A 22,319-nucleotide genomic window follows, 5' to 3' on the forward strand; every position below is an offset into this window, starting at 1 on the left:
AGGAGACCCGCAGTGCGACCGCAGGCCGCGCCGGCGGCCGGCGAGCGTCTCGACGACTGCGCGGATCCCACGGACGGCCCCTCGCTCCTGTCGGGCCTCGGACGGGCGGGCTTCGTCCAGGTGAGCGCCGGATGAGCACGCTCAAGGTGGTCGTCATCAGCTCCGACGCGGTCATCGGCACTCTGACGCGGGACGGGGACCGGCTGGAGTACAGCTCGGCCGACGTCCGGTCGATGATCGAGACGATGGCCATCAAGCGGGGCTGGACCCCGGCCGAGGCCTTCGACGGGCTGTGCGGCTGGAGCAACGGCTACGTGGAGATCGTCCCGACGATCTCGGTGGCCAGGGTGTTCGACGGGGTCAGGGACGGCGTCCCGTACTTCCTGCCCGATCATCCACGGGAACAGGACCTGCGGCTGGCCGACTACCTGAACGCCGGCGCCGCCATCCTCTCGACGCCGAGCCTCGACCTCGACCGGCTCGACCCGGCGCGCGGCGCGGTCGTGCCGCTCAGCTTCCGCACCGACGGCACCTGGGTCTGGACGGACACCGTCACCTATTACCTGGAGGAACACGGCGTCCGGCCGGACGAGGAGCTCTGCGCGCACATCGTGGCACAGGGATTCCGCTGTCCGGCGGTGGACCAGGCCACCGCCGAACGCACACTGCGGGAGCTGCGCCGCTCCTCCGCGCGCTAGCCGATCTTGCCGGAGACGGCGTCGCCCGGGTCGTTGCCCCAGACGTCGTCGTCCTCGTGGAGCCAGGTGCTGTTCTCCTTCTCCTCCGACTCGCCGGCCGCCGCCCCGCCCATCGGCAGGAACGGCATGCCGGTGCCCGTCGCGGAGGCGGACCTGGCGTTGAGGGGAAGAGCTCCCGGGCCGGTCGCCAGGGCGCCACCACCGCCGACGCCACCGCCACCGATGCCGTCGCCGTTGCCCGTGGCGGGGAGGCCGCCGTTCGGGAGGGAGGTGGAGGTGTCGGGGGCCCAGCCGGCCGGGCGCCGGAAGTCCTCCAAGGTGGTGGCCGAGCCGCGGGTGTTCGGCAGGCCGCCGCCCGGCAGCCCGGCGCCGGTGTCCGGGCCGGTGCCGCCGGGGTAGGGGGCGCTCCCGTCGGCGCCGTTCGGCCCGCTGACGCCGGGGGTGTCGGGGTAGGTCCCGCCCGCGCCGCCGCCGGGAACGCCGCCGGGGTCGCCATCCCTGCCGAGACCGTCCGGGGTGGTGCCGTTCGGGTAGCCGTCCGCGCCCAGGGCGTCGCCGGGCAGGCCGGCGGCGGCCGGGTCGCCGGGCAGGATGCCGTCCACGCCGTCGAGGCCCGCGCCCGTGAGGTCGCCGCCGGGGTCGGCGAACGAGCCGGGGCCGACATGGTGGTCGCCGGGGCCGTCAAGCGTCTCCACCGGGGGGATCGGAGCCGTGGGAGCCTTGAGGTCGGGCACGACCTTGCGGATGCTGAACGGCCACTGCTCGTAGACCTTGCGCAGGTCGTTGTTGAGCAGCCGGAGATGCTGGCCGGCCAGCTCGTCCGAGGAGCCCCACTCGTACCCGGCGTTCATCGTCTGGTAGTAGCCGGGGATGCTGTCGTCCCAGGTTTCGTCGTTGTCGCTCCACGCCTCTGACTTGTTCTCCACGAAGTCCTTGTGGGCCAGCAGCCGGGCGCAGAGCGTCTCCAGCGGCCCGGCCACCGACCTGAACTTCTCCGCCAGCTCCCGGATGGTGGCGTGCAGGGTGCGCAGCGACTGCTGCGACTCCACCGATGAGGGCCCCTCCCAGATCTTGGCCATCGCGGCCGCCCCCGAGACCAGGGTCTCGTTCATCGAGGTGAGCCGATCGGCGGCCGCCCTGTAGGACGCCGCCACCCGCTGGAGGGACGGCACGTCGAACCCCATGACCAGGCTCTTGATCCCCGCCACGTTCCGGTGGTCGTCGTCGACGGAGAAGGAGACACCGTCCCTGGGGCGGAGCGAGTGATCCGCGGCGACGTCTCCGGCCATCGTCAGCCCCCGTTCGCGGCGCTCGCGCGCTTGTAGTTGCCCGCGCCGGCGTCGATGAGCGCGAACGCGATCCCGAGCTTGTCGTTGACCTCCTGGTAGACCGCGGTCAACTCCTTGTGGCTCTGCATCAGGGCCGCCGCGAAGCTCTTGCCGCCGTCCCAGCGCTGCACATGATTGAGCTGGGCGGCGAACGTCCCCAGCGCGTGGCCCTGCGCCACCACGTCCGGGCACGAGCCCTGACCGGGTGGCGCGGCGGCGACTTTCGGAGCCTTCGGATCATTTGGGTTCAGTTCAGGATATTTCGCCCAAAGGGCGTTGGCGACCTTTACGAGCTCCTCCGGACTGTACGTAACACCATCTCTGTCGGCCACCAGACCCGGCCAACTCTGCTCCAAATGCCAACCATTGTCGGTTGGTGCCATGACAGCCTCCCGCATGTCGTCGATCAAGGATCTTACTAGGCGGCTATGACGCCAAAAGAGTGATATCCATCCTCATCAGATTTCTTTCGCAACCTGCGTAATATTGTCCATCATGCAGACCCGAAAGGATCTCTACCAAGCGCAGAAACTCATGACCCAGCGCCTGGGGCTGGCCCTCCTGCAAGGCGAGCCCGATCTGCCTGAGTCGCCCATGCGGCGGTACAACGTGGCGACGTTCGCCGGCATCCTCCTGCTGGTGCTGATCACGGCCGGGTTCGGGATCTGGGGCATGCTCAGCCCCGGCGGGGCCACCAAACTCGAGGAGGCGGGCCAGCTGCTCGTCGAGGAGGAGACCGGCGCCTCCTACGTCTACAACCAGAGCGACGGCAAGCTCCAGCCGGTGGAGAACTACGTCTCGGCCAGGCTCCTGCTGGACAGCCAGGAGATCAAGGTCCGCACGGTGTCGGCCGAGTCGCTGGCGGGCTTCGCCAGGGGACAGAAGGTCGGCATCCCGGGCGCGCCCGACTCGCTGCCCAAGCCCCAGAAACTGGTCAGATCCCCGTGGACGGCCTGCGTGGTCGAGCAGCCCGACGCCACAGGGGTCCGCCGCCCGTACGTCACGCTGCTGGGCGGGATCGACGTCGGCGGCACACCCGTGGGCACCGACGCCCTGCTCGTCGATGACGGGCAGCAGAACTGGGTGCTGTGGAACGACTACCGCATGCTCGTCAGGAACCCGCGCCGCCTCACCGACCAGGCGGCGCGCCGGGTGCCGATCTCCTGGGTGAACGCCATCCCCGCCGGCCCGGACTTCGCCCCGCCGGCGATCGCGCATCGCGGCAAGCGTGTGCCCGGCCCCGGCGGCTCGCACGGGCGGGTGGGGCAGATCTTCACGCTGGCCGCCGTTCCGGGCGTGCCGGAACGCTGGTACGCGCTGCTCGCCGACGGCCTCGCGCCCGTCAGTCACACACAGGCGACGCTCCTGCTCCAGGCCCCGGAGACCAAGATCGCCTACGGCGGCGGCCGGGTACGCCCGATCGCCGTGGACGCCGCGACCGTCAACGCCACCAGGGCCTCGGCCCTGCGCATCCTGGGCGGCGGCCTGCCGCTCACCATGCCGCGTTTCCGCACGCCGACGGCGGACGCGCCCCTGTGCGCGGTCTACGCCGACACGGTCAAGGGCTCGGTGCGCGCGAAGCTGACGACCGGCGCGCGGCTCGCCATCCCGAAGCCCCCGAACAGCGGCGGCCCCGACCGCGTGGACCAGGTGCTGCTGCCCCCCGGCAGCGCTGCGCTGGCCGGCCAGCTCCCGGGCGAAGGCCAGAGCGACGCCGTGCACGAGTACTCCCTCATCACCGACGAGGGCAAACGCTTCCGGCTGGCCTCCCCCGACCTCGTCGGCACGCTGGGCTACGACGCCGCCCAGGTGACGCCGATGCCCGCGCATCTGCTGCGGCTCATCCCGGAGGGCCCGCTCCTGGACCCCGCCGCCGCGCGGAAACCCGTCGCGGAGACGTCGCCCGTACGCCTCCAGGGCCGGTCCTGAGCCCAGGCCGCCCTGACCGGGCGCGGTCCTCGGCCGCATTCAGGTGCGGCCGAGGCCGCCCAGGCCGCCCGTCGGGTCCGGCTTGGGGACCAGCGCGTGGTTCGACTCGTCATAGTCGAGCGCGGTGCCGTTGAACTCCGGCATGTTGCCGGACTTCAGTTTGGTGAGCTCGTTCGGGATCGCCTTCATCGTGGGGAACGCCTTCCCGGAGCTCTCGGACATCTGGACGGCCTGGTAGAACAGGGTGCCGAGGACGGTGACCGCGATGCCGTGTCTGATCAGCAACTTCTTCATCGAGGTGGTGGCGGCCTTGCCGAACGTGTCCGTGATCTTCTGGCCGAACGCGCCGGTAAGGGGATGACTGCGGATGTACGCGAGCGCCATGCCGATGAGCACCATGGCGCTGGCGATGGCGACGCAGACCTTCGCCCCCATGTAGTACAACCTCGCGGCCTGGTCGACCGCCTCGCCGGTGGCGTTCCGCGTCGATTTGAGGGTGGCCAGGGATGTGGTGAAGTCGTCGTACGCCTTGTCGAAGCGCTCGCGTGCCGTGCCCTCCCAGGTCGCGCCCGAGCCGGTGAGCGTGGTCCGCAGCTCCTTGAGCTGACCTTCCACCGCGATCAGTTCCGAGGTCATCCCGCCGTTGTCGGTGGTGCGCCAGTTCTTCGACGACTCCGACATCCGCCCCGGGTCGGAGATCAGGACTCCGATCATGAGCTCCACGTAAAAGGCCCATGGCCGCATGATCAGGCCCGCCCCGATGGTTGCCTCCACCAGCGCCACCGAGTAGAGCGTCTTGCCGTCCTCGTAGCTCATCTACGCCTCCCTGCCGATGATCTCGGGAGCGATGTCCTCGTCGTCCTCCCACACCCCTTCGTCCTCCGACAGCAGCGAGCCTTCCTTCCGGTCGCGTTCGTCGGGGCCGCTGCCCGCGCCGGCCCCCGGCATCATGGGCATCATCGGCATGCCGCCGCCCATGCCGCCGGCCGCTCCCGTGCCGGGGGCGCGCAGACCGGCGGTGGAGCCCGCGCCGTTGCCACCCGGGGAACCCCAGCCGGTCCCTGGGCGGGTCGTCAGGTCGGCCGGGTTCGCGTTCGGGGTCCCGCTGAGGGCTCGTGGGTCGTACGACGACAGCCTGGTCGGGTCCTGGGGCGAGTTGAGCACCGAGTCGATGTCGGGGACCTTCATGTTCGGATCGGCGCCGCCGGACAGGTTCGAGTCCGGCCGGTCGATCCCCTGCAGGCCACCACCTGGGAGGTCGGTTCCTGACCGGTCGACGCCCGGCAGGTCACCGTTGGTGCCGCCCGTTCCGGGCAGGTCGCTGCCGGGCCGGTCCGTGCCGGGCAGATCGGTGCCGGGCAGATCGGTGCCCGGCAGGCCGGATCCGGGGAGATCGGCTCCCGGCGGATCGGCGCCGGGCGGGGCGCCGTCCGGCATGGTCACCTCCGGCGTGTCGGGCATCGTCGGGGTCGGCCCACCGCCACCGCCGGCGCCACCGCCGGCGCCCAGTCCACCGAACCCTCTGCCCAGGCCGTACAGTCCGGCGTTCGTGCCCTCGGCCTCGCGATAGTTGGCGTCGGCCTCCTTCAGCGCCGCCTGCCAGCTCTGCAGCGCCTTCTTGCCTCGTTCCAGGGCGGCGGACTGTGCCACGATCGCGCTGTCGTGGGCCTTGGTGAGCCCGATGCCGATCGCGCCGAAGCTGGGAAATGGGACCCCCAGGTGACCGGACTTGCCCCGCAGCGTGTCGAAGAGCGCCGTCTGCCCATTGATCTTGCCGCTCGCCGCATCGAGTGCGCCCTCCTTGAAGGTGATGCCCGACGACGGCTGCGGTATCTGGGTGCTCATCGGGATGCCGTACTCGCTGTAGGGCGACTGCCCGGTCGGCTGCGCTCCTGTGCCGTTCTTCTGCTGGTCGCTCATCCGATCACCGGATCCGTCACCTCATGGCCGCCGTTCCAGGCCGACCTGTCCTCCGACAGGTAGGTGGTGCGCTCCAGGTCGGCGCCCTCCTCCCCCACCGCGCCCGCGCCTGCCGTCATCGGCAGGAACGGCGTGCCGGACAGCCCTGCCGCGCTCCCGCCGCGCATCGCTCCGAGAGGCCCGCCGGGGCCGTACACGCTGTTCGGCGCGCCGATCACCGGCGGAGCCGCCGGGGGCGCGGCGGCCGGCGGCAGACTCGTCGCGGGCCGCGCCACGAGGGACGGACGATCCCCGATCGCGGGCTGATAGGCCGAGGTCTCGGTCCGGGACGGGTCCGCCCCGGGGTCGACGTCGGGATCGGCCTCGGGATCGGCCCCGGGACCGGCGTCGTCGGGCGCGGTCCGGTCCTGGGCGCCGATCACCGGCGGAGCGGTGCCGTCCTCCGTGTCCGTTCCGGCGTTCCCGGCCTGGCCCTCGGATTGTCGCCCGGATCCGTCGCCGGCCTCCGCGGCCGGATCAGCCGGTGGGGTGCCGGGATCGGCGTCGTCCTCGCCACCTGGGAGGACCGCGCCCTGCTCGTCGCCCGGTGTGTCCATGGCGGACGCGCTCCTGCTGCCCGAGCCGCTGACGCCCGTCCCGTCCGGATCGCCGGCCCCCCGGCTCCCGCCCGTGCCGCCCGTGCCGCCCGCGCCGCCGTATGCGACGTTCGTCGTGGCGAGGGGGCCGGCTGAGACCGCCACGACCGGCAGCTCGTAGGTGATGTCGTGCGGGACCGAGCCGAGATGCAGGTCGCGGATCTTCTCGTTGAGCTTCCGCAACGCCTGCTGAGCCCGCATGTTCTCCAGCATGGCCACGACGCCGGCCTCGTCGCCTTCCTGGTCGCGCCCGTACGTCAGCCGGTGGAGCCGGAGGACGTCCTGGACGTCCGGGTCGTTCTGGTCCACTTTGATGCCCTCGACCTCGGCGATGGCCACGGGGATGGATGCGGCGTAGCCCTCCAGGCTGCGGCCCATCTCCGCGAGCTTCGACGCCAGCTCGTTGCCCGTGGCGTACAGGAGTTGGAGCGCGGTGCGGGCCCTGTCGGCGTCCGGCCCCTTCCAGATGGTGAGGATCTTGCTCGCGTGGTCCTCGATACCGACGACCGCGTTGGCGACCGCCTCAGCGGCGCTGATGTAGCTGGATCCGGCGAGTTTGACCAGATCAGGCTGTGACGTGGCCAGCAGGCGCTGGATCTCCGCCTTCGGATGGACCTCCGTCTCACCGGAGGGCATCTGGTCGCCCCAGATGACGAGCGTCTCGCGCTTCGAACCGCCGGCGGCCATGGTCACACCCCCTCGTTCCGGGTGTCGGCCTCGGCGTGGTTGCCGGCGCTCGCCTCGATCGCGGCGATGACGTCCTTGTACGCCTTGACGAACTCGGAGTGGACCCGGCCGAACTTCTGCCCCGCGCCGTCCCTGCCCGCGGTCGAGCCGAACGCCCTGGCGTCCGCCCACTCGCCGAACTGCGCGGCGCCCGGCTGGCCGTCGACCAGGGCGCGCCCGCTGACGCCCGGCTTCTCCAGGGCCTGCAGATTCTGCGACAGAGCCTCGGCGATCGCCCGCATCACGGAGGGTTCGTGCACCCTTCCGTCGCCCTGGAACTTGTCGGCCTTGTACGGCGGGACGCCGAACGGGTCGGTCTGTGGTTCGGGTTCCTGGTTGCCCATCGCTTACCCCTGCGGATACGAGATCCCGGTCACCGCGTCACCGCGGCGACCGGGAAGAGGAGGCGCGTCAGTCCGTCCAGATGGCGATGTTGCGCCGCTCGGCGGCCTCGTAGTTGCCCTTGGCGATGTTGACGGCGGTGGCGGCCTCGAAGAGCTGCTTGCCCATCGCCTGCTCGTGGGCGTCCCACTGGTTCTTCTTGGTGTTGAAGAACTGCTCGGCCTCGCCTTCCCAGCTGGTGGCGAGCTCCTTCTTGATGTCGGCGAACAGGTCGTCGGTGACCTTGTCGAGCTCGGTCACGACCTTCTTGAGCTCCTCGTACGCCTGTTCCATGCTGCCGAACTTGACGAATGTGTGGTCATCGGGAACGGTCACTGCGGTCTCCGTTGCGTCGGCCGGCTAGTTGCTGTTGATGACGTTGTCGATCCGGCCCGTGAAGCCGTCCCTGGCCAGAGAGCCCGACAGCTCCATGTTCTGGTCGGCGGCGTTCCGGTAGACCCCGGCGCCGATGTTGAGCCGGTCGTGGATGTCCTCCAGGATCCGGATCACGGCCTTGAACTCGACATCCCATTCGTCGAGGGCGTGGCCGAACTTCTGGGCCGCGCCACCGCGCCACCCCTGGGTGGTCAGGTCGCCCTTGATCGTCTGAACTCGCTGGCGCATGCCTTCGATGTACTGCGCGGTGTCCTGGCAGTACCCGGCAGCGTTGGTCAACTGCGTCGGACTTGCTCCGTACAGTGCCACTGGACCTCCAAGTGGACATTTCCCTGTTTCGCACAGTGGGCGACCGACACGAATAGGGCGGACAACCCCTGCGAAACAACATCGATTCGCATGTTAGTCACCACCCGTCCCAGCGATCACCAAAATATGGGCGGCAATAAGAGGTGTGCGCTCAGCGACAAAACATTTTGCGCTCAGTGCCAAGTCGCCGAAGCCGGGTCACGGGATCGCCCTCGGAACCAAATGCGTCAGGTCCGGCTCACAGGTCCAGCCGCCGCCGGATACGGTCGAGTTCGCCCATGACGTCATCGAACGTACGGTTGTAGGCGGACTCCGCTTCCTTGATCTGCTTCCCGGCGGCGTCCGGATCCTTGAGGTAGGCCATGGGGTCGTCCTCGAGGTCGCCGAACGACTCGCTCATGCCTTCGGTGATCTGCTGCTGCAGATCGGCGGCGGCCTCGCGCAGCGACACCTTGATGAGGTCGGCCAGCTCGCCGGACGACAGCCGCATGGCCTTGGGATGCAGGTGCAGCTCGCGGACGCCCTCCTGGCCGTACTCGACGACGACCAGGCCGTTCTCGTCCTGGGCCCGCCCGACGACGGACTCCATCTTCTTCTCGAACTCCTCGATGAGCGCGACCTGCTGCTCGGCCCCCTTGATCAGCTTCTCGATGTCGATGTTCGCGAAGTCTCCGAACTCCTGCACAGCCCACACTCCTCCGCTTGAATGGGCCAGCAAGGTATCAGCCCGACAATCCGCGCACCCAGCTGTAGAGCTCCAGCACCCCGGCCGCGAGCGGGAAGAGCTCGACGATCAGCAGCAGGTCCAGGATGTCGGCGGCCCGCCCCCAGAACGGCGAGGGCTTGCCCGACGCCAGGCCCCGCCCGATGCCCACCATCAGCAGGGACGCCCACAACACGCAGACCGCCACCGCCAGCGCGCCGACGATCCCGCCCTTGGAGCTGAGCGCGAAGGCCACCATGACGAGCCCCGCCATGCCGGACCCGACCAGCCAGAGCCGCTGGGCGACGCCGGAGAACACGCGGGCCCGCATGATGAGCGTCAGCGAGAGCGCGCCGGTCATGACGTACGCGATCACGCCGTCGTGCAGCACCAGCAGTGCCTGGGCGGCCAGCGCGGCCAGGCCGACGGCGACGATCTGCGCCGTGGCGTACCGCTGGGCGATCGCGGTGCGCTCCTGGATCGCCGCCGAGTCGAGCCGCTGGTTGTCGGCCCGCAGCTCTTCCGCCGTGGTGGGCATGGCGGGTAGCGGCACCCGGGCCAGCCGGAACGAGAGCGTCGGCACCAGCGGGCTCAGCGCCAGCAGCACGGCGATGGCCACGGCCCCCACCCCGGCGGGGGCGGCTCCCGTCACCATGACCACCGCCGCGCAGACCGCGCCGCACACCGCGGCGATGGACGTGCCGAGGAAGCCGGAGATGCCGTGCGCGATCATCGTCCCGGCGACGGTGGCGGCGAGCGCGGTGCAGGCCAAGGCGGCCAGCAGGTGGGGAGCCCCGACATGGGCCATGCCGCCGTTGCCGGCGGGGGAGAACAGCCCGGCCAGGAAGGCGTACGGCAGCGCCGCGTGACCGATCAGCGCGCTGGCCGTGGAGTCGCCCATGGCCCGCGACAGCACGGTTCCGGTGGCGATCAGCAGCAGCGCGAGCGTCGCGAAGACGACCGTGCCGAGCAGCGGGGGCAGGCCCGCCAGGGCCAGGCTGACGGCCCCGAGGACCAGCAGCCCCGTGGCACCGGCCGCCCCGAGTGCCCTGGTGTGCGTCGCCGTCCACTTGCCGCGGCCGTCGCGTACGCCGGTGGCGACGACGTCGGCCACGTCGTCGAAGATCGCGGGCGGCACGATCGACTCGCGTGGGCGGAGGTAGAGGATCTCGGCGTCGAGCACGCCGAGCGCGCCGAGGCTCTGCTCCAGGTCGAGCGGCGCGCCACCGAGCCGCTGCAGGATCCATCCCGGCGACGACGTGGCGTCACCGCCCACTTCGCCGAGCAGGCGCAGCAGCCCCGGCAGCACGTGCGGCAGCGGTATGTCGGCGGGCAGCGTCAGGTCGGCCTTCCTGCTCGGGCCCACGATCGTGAGGTTGCACAACATCGGCAGCGGCAACGGCTGTTGCGCGAGCGCCCCCTGCTGAACCGGCCCCGGCGGGGCCGGCGGCCCGCCGGTGTTCTGCGCAGGAGGCCGAGACTCGGGCGGCGGCGGCTTCTGAACCATCGATCCCACGGTCCACTCCGTCCCAAAAGGATCACGGACAGCACAGAACATAGCGGGTCGCTTCTGGTAAGAACGTCGCGTGAGCAAAGTGGTTGTCCGGCGCCCGGAGCGTCGCCCCGGCCCCAAGCCACCTCGTGGAGAAGTCATGCTGGAGTCTCCACCGGAGATCCCCGAGGTCCAGGGCCAGGGCTTCATGCTGATCCTCAACTACCTGCCCATGGTGGCGGGGGCCGCGGCGATGGCGCTGATGTTCACCGCGGGCGGCAACTCCAACCCCATCATGTACGTGGCCAGCGGCCTGTTCGCGGTCTCCATGGTCGGCATGACCATCAGCCAGATGGGCCGCCAGTCAGGCGATCGCAAGCACCGGCTGAACGGCGCCCGCCGCGACTACTTCCGCTATCTCGGCCAGATCCGCAGGAAGGCCAGGCGCGCCGCCAAGCAGCAGCGCGAGGCCTTGGAGTGGAGCGGGCCCGAGCCGGACTCGCTGTGGTGGATCGCCATGGGCCCTCGCTTGTGGGAACGCCGCCCCCGCGACGAGGACTTCGGCACGATTCGCCTCGGCACCGGCGTGCAGAAGCTGGCCATCCAGCTCTTCCCGCCGGACTCCAAGCCCGTGGAGGACCTGGACGCTCTCTCGTCCGGCGCGCTGCGCAGGTTCATGCGCGCGCACTCCACGCTCTCCCGGCTGCCCGTGGCCGTCGCCCTCCCCTCCTTCGCCCGGATCCGGTTCAGCGGCGACCTCACGGCGACGCGGGACCTCGTACGTGCCGTGATCGGCCAGATCGTCACCTTCCACTCCCCCGACGACCTGCGCATCATGGTCTGCGCCGACCGGGAGCGCATGCCCCACTGGGAGTGGGTCAAGTGGCTGCCGCACGCCCTCCATCCCGACGTGACCGACGCGTCCGGGCCCGTCCGGCTGATGGCCGAGGACCTGGGCGAGCTGGATCGGCTCCTCGGCGGTGAGCTCAAGGAGCGGCCCAGGTTCCAGCCGGGTTCGCCCTCCGACGAGCTGCCGTACCACGTGCTGATCGTGGACGGCGGGCACATGCCGCACGACTCGCAGCTCGCCGGCGACGCCATCATGGGCGTGACCGTCATCGACCTGACCGGCTCCACCGGCGCCGTCGAGGAGACCAACACGCTGCGGATGGACGTCCAGCAGGACGACCTGCGCATGGTGAAGCTCGACCACGCGGGCAAGGAGCGCAAGACGCGCCTGGGCGCGCCGGACAAGCTCTCCTTCGTCGGCATGGAGGGGCTGGCCAGGCAGTTGTCCCCGCTGAGGGCTTCGTCCGCGAGCGGCGGCGACGGTGAGGACATGCTGTCGGTCAACACGACGCTCACCGACCTGCTGGGCATCAGCGACCCGCGCGCCCTGGACCCGGCCGTCACCTGGCGGTCCCGGGCCGGCCGCAACAGGCTGCGGGTGCCGATCGGGCTCGGGGCGGACGGCCGCATGGTGGAGCTCGACATCAAGGAGTCGGCGCAGGGCGGGATGGGACCCCACGGGCTGCTGATCGGAGCCACCGGCTCCGGTAAGTCCGAGCTGCTGCGCACGCTGGTGCTCGGGCTGGCCGTCACCCACTCCTCGGAGATCCTCAACTTCGTCCTGGTCGACTTCAAGGGCGGCGCGACCTTTCTCGGGCTCGACTCGCTCCCCCACGTCTCGGCCGTCATCACCAACCTTGAGGACGAGCTTCCGCTGGTCGACCGCATGCACGACGCGCTGCACGGCGAGATGGTGCGCAGGCAGGAGCTCCTGCGGGCGACGGGCAACCACGCCTCGCTCCGCGACTACGAGCGGGCCCGCGAGCAGGGCGCCAACCTGCTGCCGCTGCCCACGCTCTTCGTCGTGCTCGACGAGTTCAGCGAGCTGCTGTCCACCAAACCGGAGTTCATCGACCTGTTCGTGATGATCGGCCGGCTCGGCCGCTCGCTCGGCGTGCACCTGCTGCTGGCCTCCCAGCGCCTGGACGAGGGCCGGCTGCGGGGGCTGGACACCCATCTGTCGTACCGGATCGGCCTGCGCACGTTCTCGGTCATGGAGAGCCGGGCCGTGCTGGGCGTGGCCGACGCGTACGAGCTGCCGCCGGCGCCGGGCAACGGCTACCTCAAGTTCGAGACCACCGGCATGACCCGGTTCAAGGCCGCCTACGTCTCCGCCGCCTATCAGCCCGACCCCAGGCACGTGGCCGACAACGGGCAGCCGGCGGCGCGCGAGGTCATCGAGTACGGCCATGCCCACGCGCCGCTGCCCCCCGTCGAGACGCCTCCGGCGGAGGCGGAGGCGGAGGAGAGCGGCCCCCGGTCGAGCCTGCTCGACATCGTGGTCGGCCGGCTGGTGGGGCGCGGCCCGGCGGCCCACCGCATCTGGCTGCCGCCGCTGGCCGAGCCGTCGACCCTGGCTCACCTGCTCCCCGCCCTGTCGGTGACTCCGGAGCTCGGGCTGTCCACACCGGGCTGGGACGGCAGAGGGCGCCTGCACGCCGTCATCGGCATCATCGACCGGCCCTTCGACCAGCGGCGTGACCCGTACTGGCTGAACCTGTCCGGCGCGGCCGGGCACGTCGGCATCGCGGGCGGCACGCAGAGCGGCAAGAGCACCGTGCTGCGCTCGCTGATCGCCAGCATGGCGCTCACGCACACGCCTCGGGAGGTGCAGTTCTACTGCCTGGACTTCGGCGGCGGCACCCTGTCGGCCCTGGAGGGCCTGCCGCACGTGGGCGGCGTGGCCAACCGCCGCGACGCCGACCGGGTCCGGCGTACGGTCGCCGAGATCTCGGGCATTCTCCAGCAACGCGAGCGGGACTTCACCGACCACGGCATCGACTCGATCGCCACGTACCGCAGGCGGATGGCCGACGGCAGCATCGAGGGCGACGGCTGGGGCGACGTGTTCCTGGTCGTGGACGGCTGGCTGACGGTCCGGCAGGAGTACGAGAGCCTGGAGCAGGTGATCACCGATCTGGCTGCGCGCGGGCTCGGATACGGCATCCACGTCATGGCGACCACCAACAAGTGGTCGGAGTACCGGCCCGGCATCCGCGACCTGTTCGGCACCAAGATCGAGCTTAAGCTCGGCGACGCCTACGAGTCGGAGGTCAGCCGCAGCGCGTCGCTGGCGGTGCCCGAGGGCACGCCGGGACGCGGGCTCACCAAGGACGGCATGCACTTCCTGTCCGCCCTCCCCCGCATCGACCGGGTACAGCGCGCCGACGACCTCGCCGACGGGCTGCGCTCCCTCGTGGAGGTCGTCAGCGAGGCGTGGCAGGGCCCCGTGGCCAAGCCCGTGCGGCTGCTGCCGTCGCTGCTCCCCGCGGCCTCCATGCCAGGCCCGGCGGAGACCGGTAACAGCCGCATCGCGATCGGCATCGACGAGGCGACCCTGTCTCCGGTCACCGTCGACTTCGAGGCCGACCCGCACTTCGTCGTCTTCGGCGACACCGGGTGCGGCAAGTCGAACGCGCTGAAGCTGATCATGGAAGGTCTCGTGGCCCGCAGGCCGCCCAAGGAAGCCAGGCTGGTCGTGATCGACTACCGCCGCTCGCTCCTGGACACCGCGGTCACCGAGCACCGCATCGGTTACGCCGTGTCCAGCGCGGCGGCCGCCGAACTGGTGGAGGAGGTCCGCTTCGCGCTGCTCAAGCGCCTGCCGCCGGCCGACCTGACGCCCGACCAGCTTCGTGAGCGCAACTGGTGGCGGGGTTCGGACCTCTACGTCGTGGTGGACGACTACGACCTGGTCGCCACCTCGAACAACCCCCTGCAACCACTGGCCGAGCTGCTGCCGCAGGCCCGCGACATCGGACTGCACCTGATTCTCGCCCGCCAGATGGGCGGCGCCTCCCGCGCCATGTACGACCAGGCGGTGCAGCGGCTCAGGGAGATGGCCACCCCGGCGCTGATCATGTCGGGGAACCGGGAGGAGGGGGTGCTGTTCGGCAAGGTGCGGCCGCAGCCACTGCCGCCCGGCCGAGCCTTCCACGTGGACAGAAGGTACGGAGAGCGGCTGATCCAGACAGCCGTCCTGGAAATGGAGGAGAACGGGCCTCAACAACCTCAATGATCCCCACTATGCTTGATCTTCATGAGCCAAGGCTTCGTTGATGTTTCCTACAAGGCGTTCGACGAGTGCAGGACACAGATCAACATCGCGGCCAAGAAGATCGACGTCGACGACATCCTCAAGGTCGGCAAGTCGAAGCCGCCCGCCACGCAGACGGACGGCAGCAAGCTGTTCGGCAAGCTGAACGACGCCGCCGAGCTGGCCGCGCAGATGGACGGCACCTGGAGCGCCATCCGTAACGAGATCGAGAGCGGCCGGCTCAAGCTGGAGAGCGTGGAGCGGGCGCTCGACGCCGTGGAGACCAACCTCCGCAAGGCGGAGACAGCGTCGGGCGCATGAGCGACACCATCGGAGTCACCGCGCCGGACATCACCGAGCTGCCCCGCGGGGCGGAGTTGCAGGCGCTGCTCGACAAGGTGACCGGAAGACCCGGGGACATCAGGGCCATCGCCTCGGCCTGGGAGACGTGCTCGTTCCACGTCGCCGCCCAGACCTCCGCGCTGGTGAGGAACATCAACGAGGTCGACCTGAAGTGGGAGGGCGAGTCCGCGGACGCCTTCGACCGCTACATGCGCCTCTATCCGAAGGCGGGCGAGGGGTTCAACACCGCTGTCCGCGCCTGTTCCGCGGCGCTCGACAACGTCGCGACGGCGATGGAGACGGGCTCCGCCGGCATCCGGGCGACGTGCGACCAAGCGGTCGGAAGGGCGCAGCGGTTCATCAAGGACTACCTGCTCGCGAACCCCAAGAAGGATCAGGCCGACGCGAAACGCGCGCTGGCCGCGAACGCGTCCTTCGCCGCCGAGATGAACAAGGACGTCGAGAAGGCCAAGGGACTCGTCAAGGCGGCCGAGGACGCCCTCACCGCCGCCAGGACCACGCTGAGCAGCCACGTCAAGGCCGTCGCCCCCGGCGAGAAGGCGGCCATGGGCTTCCTGTCCACCATCCCCGACCCCGGAGGCGCGGACTTCGACCCGGGCGACAAGAAGGTCATCTGGCGGACGACCCCGCAGGGCAAGACGCAGACGTCGGGCGGCGGCTCGGGCGGCGGTTCGGGCTCCGGCGGCTCAGGCTCGGACAGCGGATCGGGGCCGGGTGGCGGCTCGGGGCCGGGCGGCGGGGGCTCGTCGGCGACGTCCACGCCGGCGCCCAAGGCCCAGGTCGTCGAGTGGATCAAGCAGGCGCTCGGCGTCATCAGGTCTCCCGAGATGGCCGACACCATGCGCGAACGCGGCATCGACGTCAGCGACCTGGACGCCAACGACCCGCAGGACGTCCAGCGCATCTGGATGATCATCTACCACGAGTCCGGCGGTAACCCCACTTCCATCAACAACTGGGACATCAACGCCAAGAACGGCGTCCCGTCCCAGGGACTGATGCAGACCATCCCGCCGACGTTCAACGCGCACTCCCTGCCCGGCCACGGCAAGATCCTGGACCCCGTCGACAACATCATCGCGGGCGTCCTGTACACCTACAGCCGCTACGGCAACCTCAGCGGCCACCCCGGCATCTCGTCCCTTGAGCGAGGCGGCGGCTACAAGCCCTACTGACCGGTGCCACCGCGGGCAGGGTCCTGGCCCCGCGCCGCCGCCCTCCCCCGAGGGCCGTCGAGCCGCTGTGGCACCGCTCGGCCGGCCCTGGGGTTCGCCGCCGGATCAGCTGCAGTTCGCCCAGTCCGCGGCCGTGCTTCCCGCACCGACGCTGCCGGAGAACTTCACGCACTTGCCCGGCGCGGACAATTTGACGGGCCCGGCGTAGTACTTGTAGTTGCCGCTGTCGGTCGCGCTGTCCCCGTTCTGGACGTCGAGCGTCGCGCTGACCGGGCTCTCCTTGCCCACGTCCATGTGCTTCATCGTCACCACACAGTTCTGCTTGGTGCCGCTGTTGTAGAGCTGGAAGGTCTCACCGCCGTTGAACGGCTGCGAACGCTGCACGTAGAAGCCGGACCCGCAGACCTGCGTCGGCGTGTAGGGGTTCTTCGCCTCCGGCTGCGGTTGCGCGGCCGGCGGGTCCGCGCTCCTGGTCGGCTCCGGCGCGGGAGCCTGGGTCGTCGGCTCCCGCGGGGGCGCCTGCGTGCTCCTGGTGGGAGCCGGGCTCGGAGGCTCGGTGCTCTTCTTCGGGGTCGGGGTCGGGGGCTCGGTGCTCTTCTTCGGCGTGGGGGTCGGGGTCGGTTCCTCGGACCGCTCCGGCGTCCTGGTGCTCTTGGACGTCGGCGTCGCCGTGACCGTCCTGGTCGTCTGCGGGCTCCTCGGCTGCGCGGTCGTCGGTGCCGCAGTCGTCGGCTGTGGGCTGGTCGGCTGAGGAGCGGTGACCGGCTGGGTCGCCGGGGGCGAGGGCTTGGGCACCGTGCTGTACAGGGGCGCGCTCGGGACCCCAGACGGCTCCTCGGTGGGCAGGATGAGTGGTCCGACCCCGTACGAGTCGGCGTCGGACGGGGTCGCCCACGGCACGGACACGTCGGGGTGCTGCTGGTCGGCGCCCGGGTCACCCTGCTGCGGCACCTTTGCGTCACCGGGGTCGGCCGAACCGTTCCCGGTTGCACCGGCCCATCCGGCGCTCCCGAGGGTGGCCTTGCCGTCGGCCGCGACGCCGACCGAGCTGATCTGCCGAGTGTCGGTGTAGCGACTGGCTCCCCAGAGGCCCACGCCGGTCAGCACCAGGAGCGCGGCGACCGACGCGGCCAGGCCGACCGGGAACCTGCGGCGCGTGGAAGCCGGGTTCATGACCGACGCCTGCCATACCGGAGGCCGCTGCTGGGACTCCCGCACGGGCTGCTGTAACCTGGGCGGCTCCCACATCTGCCGCGGCTGCGCCTGCTGTGGCTGAGGCTGCGGCGGCATCGGCGGCTGAACCGGCACGCCTTCGAGCGGCGCGTCGCCCATCGGCGGGGCGCCCATCTGCGGGGCGCCCATCTGCGGGACTCTGGGAGAACCGAACGCCGGCGGCTGGGCATGCGGCCCTGGTGGCGGCAGCTTCGCCGTGACCTCCGCCTCCTCCGCCGGGCCACCGAGCAGGCGCAAGAGCGCCGCGTACGTGGTCGGCCGCCGGCGGGCGTCCTTCGACAGTGCCGCCGACACCACACCCAGAAGCGGCTCCGCCAGCGTGCCCAGTGCGGGCGCACCGGTGAGCACCGCTTCGGCGTCCTGACCGAACGGCGCCTTCCCGGTGACCGCGAAGACCACCGTGGCCGCCCAGGCGAACAGGTCCGCCGCGGAGCCGTACGGCTCGCCTCTCAGTTGCTCGGGCGAGCGGTAGCCGATCTCACCGGCCGCCTCGCCGAGGTCCGGGTCGGTCACCCGCGGGCCGTCGGCGGCGATGATGACGTTGCGGGGGGTGAGCCCTCCGTGCGTGACGCCCGCCAGATGCGCGGCGGTCAGCGCGGTCAGCGTGCCGACGGCGACCCGATCCACCGCGTTGGGGGCGAGCGGCCCGTCGGCCGCGACGATCTCGGCGAGGCTGCGCCCCTCGACGTGCTCCCGTACGACGTAGAGACGGTTTTCGTGCAGACCGGCGTCCACCGTGCGAGCGATGGAGGAGTTGGACAGGCGCCGGACCGCGGCGAAGCGGGCGACGCCCTCCGCGTCCTCGTCCGGCTTCGCGCTCAGCAGTTTGATCACCCGGAGCGGGGCGTTCTCCGACTCCCTGCCCAGGTAGGCCGGCCCGCGCGGCCCCTTCGGCAGGCGTCCTGACAGGTCGTAGTCACCCAGCCTCGTGGGGTCGTCCGGCTGTAACGGGTGCATCGTGGTTCCCTTCGTGTGAAAAGTCTCAGCAGTCGACGGACGTCGTCAGGTCGGTGTGCGTGCTCGCCAGCCACGGCTTCTGCCGAGCGGGAGCACCAGCGCCAGCGCGCCGGCCGCGGCGGCCAGGATCAGCGCCCCCGCCGTCACGGCCAGCGAGACGTTGCGGGCCATGACGTCCTCCGGCGGTGCCTTGGCGATCGCGTCCGCCGGGATGGGGAGGGGCGCAGGCGCGGCCACCAGTGGCCGGCCCGCGGGCTCGAAGGGCAGCACGGCGCTGACCGCCTGCACGGGATTCACCATGCCCGCCCCCGTCCCCTTGCCGACGGAGCCGTCGGCCGTGGCGATGATGCGCCGGCGTACCTGCTCCTGGTCGAGGTGCGGGAACCGGGCCCGCACCAGTGCGGCGGTGCCGGACACGTAGGCGGCGCCGAAGCTGGAACCCTCAAGATCCAGCTTGTACGACCTCCCCGGCCACGGCGCGATGATGCCGACGCCCGGCCCCAGGACGGCGACCGGCGTGGCCGTGTTGGAGGAGTCGGCGCGTCGCCCGTCGGGAGTGGCCGAGCCCACGGCCAGCACCCCCTCGTAGGAGCCGGGATAGGCAGGCACGTCCTCGTCCTTGTCGGTGACGTTGCCCGCGGCGGCGACGATCACGACGTCCGCAGCCAGGGCGTTCCGGACGGCCGCCCTGAGCAACGGATTGTCGGCCGTCTTGATGGAGATGTTGATGACGTCGGCCTTGAGCTGCACCGCCTTGTCGACGGCCGCGGCCAGGGTGGCGACCTGGCCCTCGGCCTGGCTGCTCTGTTTGAGCTCGATGACGGTCGCCCGCGGCGCCACCCCGTGAAAGGCGACACCCGGATAGACGCGAGCGGCGATGATCCCGGTGACCGCCGTGCCGTGCCCGACGCAGTCGGTGTAGCCGGTTCCGGTGAAGTCGACGAACTGGGCGAGCCACGGCAGTTGCGGATGTTTGACGTCGAGGCCGCTGTCGATGACCGCCACCCGGACGCCGGCGCCGGTGCTCAGCCGCCACGCCGTCTTGATGTCGAGCCGTTTCTGCGCCCACGGCTCGCCGCCGGGCAGCTTCACCACCCCCGCCTCGGGGGCGCACTCCCCCGGCGCCGCCGCGGCACTCGCCGGGGTCACGGCCGCCGGTACGGCGGCGGCGCCGAGGCCCAGCACGGCTGCCAGCAGCAACCGGCCGCCGAACGCGGCCGAGTGGCTCGCGCTCCCGCTCCACCGCTCCACCAGGGTCATCTCAGCCGTCCGGGTCGTACGCGGCTAACCGGCGAGCTCGGCGATCGACAGGACCGAGAGAGCGACGGACGGCACGGGCGTCCTGGCCCCGGCATTCGCGCCCACACACACCTGCCCTGATCGAGTCGTATTCGTTCGAAGGCAGTCTTGCGACGCCTGATGACCCTTGTCGTTAGCGCAGAGTGCACGAAACCTTGTCGAAGAGCGCAGGCTGCTGCGGCTCATCGGCCCGAACTGCCTGGGCATCGTCAACACCGCGATCCACCTGAACGCCAGTTAGACGTGGCCGCCCTGTATCAAGGACGCCGGCCACCCGGGCGCGCGGGAGCAACCCGGTGAGCGGCGGCGCGACCTGCCTGGCGAACGGGTAGCCGTTCGTGATGCCTCGCTGGATGTCGCCGATGATGAGAGCGGTGGTCAAAACAGACTCCCGTCCAGAAGAACAACGATGGGGGATCACGGTAAGAGCGAGTTGAGATATCACCAACCCGCCGACGGCGCTTCGAGCGCTACGGCGGGTGGTCTCACCAGCCGAGCTGGTCGCCGAGCCGCAACCGCAGCCACAGCACCAGGCGTTCGTCGGGGGGCGGCGAGGTCGAAGCCGAAGATGTTCCCCGCGCGGGCGAGCCGGTACCGGATCGTGGCGGGCGCGGTCGGCGCCGGCAAGGGAGAGAGCGAGGGAACGCGCCGTGTTCTGGACATCATGCGGACGGCTGCGGCCATGCCGGTCGCGACCGTCCGCGAATGTCGATGTTGCTGTCAGTTGATGGACGTGCCGGTGACCACCGGCAGCGAGATCGAGGTGCCGGCCAGGTCGACGGTGACCTTGGCCCCGGTGCCGGGTTCGGCCTTGTCGCCGCCGCCGTTGCCGGTCACGTCGAGGTTGAAGTCGTCGTTGGTTCCGGTCAGGACCAGACCCAGCCGGTGCCCGGCCTTGAACTCGTAGTCCAGCGGCAGCGTCTTCCAGGTGATCTGGTACGACCTGCCCGGCGTCAGCGGCGTCTGGCGGCTGAGCGACTTGTGGTTCTGCGCGTCCATGATTCCGCGGGTGACCACATGGAAGCCGGAGGTCGCCGTGTTGTCGCCGGTCTTGAAGTAGCAGCCGTCGTCATCAGCCGTGCTCTCGCCGACGCAATCTTCGCCGCCGATGAACTTGAGACCTTCCGCGGACGTCGCGGTGCGTTCGCGGTAGTTGATGCGGGTGTCGGTGCCGTAGTCGACGAGCAGGACGCCCAGGTTGGCGGTCGGCTTGTCGAGCTTGACCTTCAGGCTCACCGACGGCGTTCCGGACAGCCGCGTCGCGTTCTTCAGCGGCGGGGTCAGGAAGGCCAGCCGGTCGGGGTTGGCGGTGGCGGGCTGGTCGGCCATCGCGATCTCGGTCTGGGCGGTGTCGAGGTAGCTGCCGGTTCCGGCCGAGGGCCTGCGGCTCAGGGAGCCGTCCTGCTGCGGCCTGAGGGTGGCCGTCCGGGTCGGTGCCGGCCAGTCGGCCTGGGTGATCCACCGATCCGGGCCGAGCTGCACGTCGGCGCGCGGCTGACGCATGATGTCGTTGGCCACACCCATCAGTTCGTGGTCGAACCACTTGTTGAGGGTGGTGAGCCACACGCCGCGGCGAGCCCAGAACGGGTCGAGGTGCCCGTACTGCGTCACCCACTCCTTGCGCTGCACGGTGCGGGGCATCTTGGCCCACCATTCGGAGAACTGGCTGCCGATCACGTTGCGGTCCTGCATGCCCATCACCGAGAAGACGCTGGCGCGGATGTTGCTCGCCTTGGAGATCGGCCCGGTCCGGTAGTTGCGTTCGTCCCAGTAGGCGTTGTAGTTGCCGGTGGCGTCGTCCGCGCCCTCGAGCAGGCGCTTGTGCACCGCCGCGCATTTCTCGTCCGGATCGAGGTCGATGCGCTTGGCCAGCTCTTCCTGCACGCCCTTCCACCAGGTGAGGGCGCCGTTGTTGCGCGCCGTCTCGTATCCGCTGGTGTAGCCCGAGAGGTTCACGATCGTCTCCAGCCCCCGGACGCCGGTGCCGGCAACGCCGGCACCGAGCGCTCCCTCGTAGGAGTGGCCGATCATCCCGGTGCGGCCGGTGGTCCAGGTGGCCTTGACCACATCGCCCTTGTCGTCATAGGCGGTCGCCCGGCCGTTCAGCCAGTCGACCACCGCCTTGCCGCCCAGCACGTCGGTGGCGCCGTACGTGGTCGGGCAGCCCTCCGACAGCCTGGTGCCGAGCATGTCGACGGACACGAACGCGTACCCGCGCGGCACGAAGTAGTTGTCCCAATACATCGGGAACTTCGTCACGTTCCCGTTCGCGTCGTATTTCTTGTGTTCGTTCTCGAAGCCGATGCCCGGTACGTCGTAATACGGGCTCTCGTGCATGATCACTGGGACCTTGAGCCCCGAACCGGACTCCTTCGGCCGGATGATGTCCACCCGGACCAGGTCCTTCTTGCCGTCGCCGTCACTGTCGACCGGCGACTGCACCCGGACGTGCTCGCGGATGGCGTCCTTGTAGGAGAAGACCGGCTGCGTCAGTCCGCCGGAGACTTTGATCTCCGGCTCCGCCGTCGCGGATGCGGCGGGAGTGCCGGCGACCGCGAGGGGGATCGCGAGCGCTACTGCGGCGAGGACCCCTCGCCGTTGTGAGTTGGACATGTGCATTCCTTCTGGGGTTGGTTGCTGCCATCGATGGCAGAAGGGGGCGTCTTGGCT

20 protein-coding genes are annotated in these 22,319 nt (G+C 70.4%); 6 read left to right on the forward strand and 14 right to left on the reverse strand.

Annotated features, from left to right (window positions below):
* Positions 1-12 precede the first annotated feature (12 nt).
* Together ABZ444_RS17230 and ABZ444_RS17235 are read left to right on the forward strand one after the other, a co-directional pair.
* On the forward strand, positions 13-135 hold the full coding sequence (locus ABZ444_RS17230) for a hypothetical protein (protein WP_357997178.1): 123 nt from the start codon (positions 13-15) through the stop codon (positions 133-135).
* Entirely contained in the window at positions 132-698 is a 567-nt protein-coding gene (locus ABZ444_RS17235) for a hypothetical protein (protein WP_357997181.1), read from the forward strand. Before ABZ444_RS17230 ends, ABZ444_RS17235 begins: the two co-directional genes overlap by 4 nt.
* On the opposite strand, the gene ABZ444_RS17240 is transcribed toward ABZ444_RS17235, so the two are convergent.
* Together ABZ444_RS17240 and ABZ444_RS17245 are read right to left on the reverse strand one after the other, a co-directional pair.
* Positions 695-1,987: a hypothetical protein gene (locus ABZ444_RS17240; protein WP_357997184.1), complete on the reverse strand. Its 1,293-nt coding sequence runs from the start codon at positions 1,985-1,987 to the stop codon at positions 695-697. The genes ABZ444_RS17235 and ABZ444_RS17240 overlap by 4 nt on opposite strands.
* A gap of 2 nt (positions 1,988-1,989) precedes the next feature.
* Complete coding sequence (locus tag ABZ444_RS17245; protein ID WP_357997187.1) at positions 1,990-2,436, reverse strand: hypothetical protein; 447 nt, start codon at positions 2,434-2,436, stop codon at positions 1,990-1,992.
* 85 nt (positions 2,437-2,521) lie between these two features.
* Between ABZ444_RS17245 and eccB the strand changes: the two genes are divergently transcribed.
* A complete protein-coding gene (eccB, locus tag ABZ444_RS17250) occupies positions 2,522-3,955 on the forward strand; it encodes a type VII secretion protein EccB (RefSeq protein WP_357997190.1) in 1,434 nt (477 codons plus the stop codon).
* A gap of 39 nt (positions 3,956-3,994) precedes the next feature.
* Here the strand turns inward: eccB and ABZ444_RS17255 are convergent, their stop codons facing one another.
* The 8 genes from ABZ444_RS17255 to eccD all read right to left on the reverse strand — a co-directional run bounded on the left by ABZ444_RS17255 (position 3,995) and on the right by eccD (position 10,532).
* A complete protein-coding gene (locus ABZ444_RS17255) occupies positions 3,995-4,771 on the reverse strand; it encodes a WXG100 family type VII secretion target (RefSeq protein WP_357997193.1) in 777 nt (258 codons plus the stop codon).
* Positions 4,772-5,875: a hypothetical protein gene (locus tag ABZ444_RS17260; RefSeq protein WP_357997196.1), complete on the reverse strand. Its 1,104-nt coding sequence runs from the start codon at positions 5,873-5,875 to the stop codon at positions 4,772-4,774. It lies immediately after the preceding gene.
* Positions 5,872-7,203 carry a hypothetical protein gene (locus ABZ444_RS17265; RefSeq protein ID WP_357997199.1) on the reverse strand — a complete coding sequence of 444 codons (1,332 nt, stop codon included), beginning with the start codon at positions 7,201-7,203 and terminating at the stop codon, positions 5,872-5,874. The genes ABZ444_RS17260 and ABZ444_RS17265 overlap by 4 nt, the downstream gene beginning before the upstream one ends.
* The gene (locus ABZ444_RS17270) at positions 7,200-7,580 is read right to left on the reverse strand and encodes a hypothetical protein (RefSeq protein ID WP_357997202.1); all 381 of its coding nucleotides are present in this window, start codon (positions 7,578-7,580) and stop codon (positions 7,200-7,202) included. The genes ABZ444_RS17265 and ABZ444_RS17270 overlap by 4 nt, the downstream gene beginning before the upstream one ends.
* Positions 7,581-7,647: 67 nt before the next feature.
* On the reverse strand, positions 7,648-7,953 hold the full coding sequence (locus ABZ444_RS17275) for a hypothetical protein (protein WP_357997205.1): 306 nt from the start codon (positions 7,951-7,953) through the stop codon (positions 7,648-7,650).
* Between the two features lie 24 nt (positions 7,954-7,977).
* Positions 7,978-8,292, reverse strand: coding sequence for a WXG100 family type VII secretion target (locus ABZ444_RS17280; RefSeq protein ID WP_357997208.1), 315 nt, complete (start codon positions 8,290-8,292; stop codon positions 7,978-7,980).
* A gap of 268 nt (positions 8,293-8,560) precedes the next feature.
* Positions 8,561-9,007, reverse strand: coding sequence for a YbaB/EbfC family nucleoid-associated protein (locus tag ABZ444_RS17285; RefSeq protein ID WP_357997211.1), 447 nt, complete (start codon positions 9,005-9,007; stop codon positions 8,561-8,563).
* A 37-nt stretch (positions 9,008-9,044) separates the two neighbouring features.
* Positions 9,045-10,532 carry a type VII secretion integral membrane protein EccD gene (eccD, locus tag ABZ444_RS17290; RefSeq protein ID WP_357997603.1) on the reverse strand — a complete coding sequence of 496 codons (1,488 nt, stop codon included), beginning with the start codon at positions 10,530-10,532 and terminating at the stop codon, positions 9,045-9,047.
* 145 nt (positions 10,533-10,677) lie between these two features.
* Here eccD and eccCa point away from each other — a divergent pair, with 145 nt between their 5' ends.
* Genes eccCa through ABZ444_RS17305 form a run of 3 tightly spaced genes read left to right on the forward strand, consistent with a single transcriptional unit; the run spans position 10,678 to position 16,160 of the window.
* On the forward strand, positions 10,678-14,604 hold the full coding sequence (gene eccCa, locus ABZ444_RS17295; protein WP_357997214.1) for a type VII secretion protein EccCa: 3,927 nt from the start codon (positions 10,678-10,680) through the stop codon (positions 14,602-14,604).
* 21 nt (positions 14,605-14,625) lie between these two features.
* Positions 14,626-14,943, forward strand: coding sequence for a hypothetical protein (locus ABZ444_RS17300; protein WP_357997217.1), 318 nt, complete (start codon positions 14,626-14,628; stop codon positions 14,941-14,943).
* Positions 14,940-16,160 (forward strand): transglycosylase SLT domain-containing protein, encoded by a 1,221-nt coding sequence (locus ABZ444_RS17305; RefSeq protein ID WP_357997220.1) that lies wholly within the window; start codon positions 14,940-14,942, stop codon positions 16,158-16,160. Before ABZ444_RS17300 ends, ABZ444_RS17305 begins: the two co-directional genes overlap by 4 nt.
* Before the next feature lie 105 nt (positions 16,161-16,265).
* On the opposite strand, the gene ABZ444_RS17310 is transcribed toward ABZ444_RS17305, so the two are convergent.
* The 4 genes from ABZ444_RS17310 to ABZ444_RS17325 all read right to left on the reverse strand — a co-directional run bounded on the left by ABZ444_RS17310 (position 16,266) and on the right by ABZ444_RS17325 (position 22,262).
* Positions 16,266-18,350, reverse strand: coding sequence for a hypothetical protein (locus tag ABZ444_RS17310; RefSeq protein WP_357997223.1), 2,085 nt, complete (start codon positions 18,348-18,350; stop codon positions 16,266-16,268).
* 45 nt (positions 18,351-18,395) lie between these two features.
* Positions 18,396-19,610, reverse strand: a complete 1,215-nt coding sequence (locus tag ABZ444_RS17315; protein ID WP_357997226.1) for a S8 family serine peptidase — start codon at positions 19,608-19,610, stop codon at positions 18,396-18,398.
* A 172-nt stretch (positions 19,611-19,782) separates the two neighbouring features.
* Positions 19,783-20,031: a hypothetical protein gene (locus tag ABZ444_RS17320; RefSeq protein ID WP_357997230.1), complete on the reverse strand. Its 249-nt coding sequence runs from the start codon at positions 20,029-20,031 to the stop codon at positions 19,783-19,785.
* A gap of 338 nt (positions 20,032-20,369) precedes the next feature.
* Entirely contained in the window at positions 20,370-22,262 is a 1,893-nt protein-coding gene (locus ABZ444_RS17325; protein WP_357997233.1) for a CocE/NonD family hydrolase, read from the reverse strand.
* Between the last annotated feature and the right edge of the window lie 57 nt (positions 22,263-22,319).

The organism is Nonomuraea sp. NPDC005730, assembly GCF_040630865.1.
Lineage (GTDB): Bacteria > Actinomycetota > Actinomycetes > Streptosporangiales > Streptosporangiaceae > Nonomuraea.

What these genes read in the sequence shown, in the direction of transcription:
- ABZ444_RS17235 (WP_357997181.1), top strand. Translation starts at nt 132, where the DNA reads ATGAGCACGCTCAAGGTGGTCGTCATCAGCTCCGACGCGGTCATCGGC.
- ABZ444_RS17240 (WP_357997184.1), bottom strand. Translation starts at nt 1,987, where the DNA reads ATGGCCGGAGACGTCGCCGCGGATCACTCGCTCCGCCCCAGGGACGGT.
- eccB (WP_357997190.1), top strand. Translation starts at nt 2,522, where the DNA reads ATGCAGACCCGAAAGGATCTCTACCAAGCGCAGAAACTCATGACCCAG.
- ABZ444_RS17255 (WP_357997193.1), bottom strand. Translation starts at nt 4,771, where the DNA reads ATGAGCTACGAGGACGGCAAGACGCTCTACTCGGTGGCGCTGGTGGAG.
- ABZ444_RS17260 (WP_357997196.1), bottom strand. Translation starts at nt 5,875, where the DNA reads ATGAGCGACCAGCAGAAGAACGGCACAGGAGCGCAGCCGACCGGGCAG.
- ABZ444_RS17270 (WP_357997202.1), bottom strand. Translation starts at nt 7,580, where the DNA reads ATGGGCAACCAGGAACCCGAACCACAGACCGACCCGTTCGGCGTCCCG.
- eccD (WP_357997603.1), bottom strand. Translation starts at nt 10,532, where the DNA reads ATGGTTCAGAAGCCGCCGCCGCCCGAGTCTCGGCCTCCTGCGCAGAAC.
- eccCa (WP_357997214.1), top strand. Translation starts at nt 10,678, where the DNA reads ATGCTGGAGTCTCCACCGGAGATCCCCGAGGTCCAGGGCCAGGGCTTC.
- ABZ444_RS17300 (WP_357997217.1), top strand. Translation starts at nt 14,626, where the DNA reads ATGAGCCAAGGCTTCGTTGATGTTTCCTACAAGGCGTTCGACGAGTGC.
- ABZ444_RS17305 (WP_357997220.1), top strand. Translation starts at nt 14,940, where the DNA reads ATGAGCGACACCATCGGAGTCACCGCGCCGGACATCACCGAGCTGCCC.
- ABZ444_RS17310 (WP_357997223.1), bottom strand. Translation starts at nt 18,350, where the DNA reads ATGCACCCGTTACAGCCGGACGACCCCACGAGGCTGGGTGACTACGAC.
- ABZ444_RS17315 (WP_357997226.1), bottom strand. Translation starts at nt 19,610, where the DNA reads ATGACCCTGGTGGAGCGGTGGAGCGGGAGCGCGAGCCACTCGGCCGCG.
- ABZ444_RS17325 (WP_357997233.1), bottom strand. Translation starts at nt 22,262, where the DNA reads ATGTCCAACTCACAACGGCGAGGGGTCCTCGCCGCAGTAGCGCTCGCG.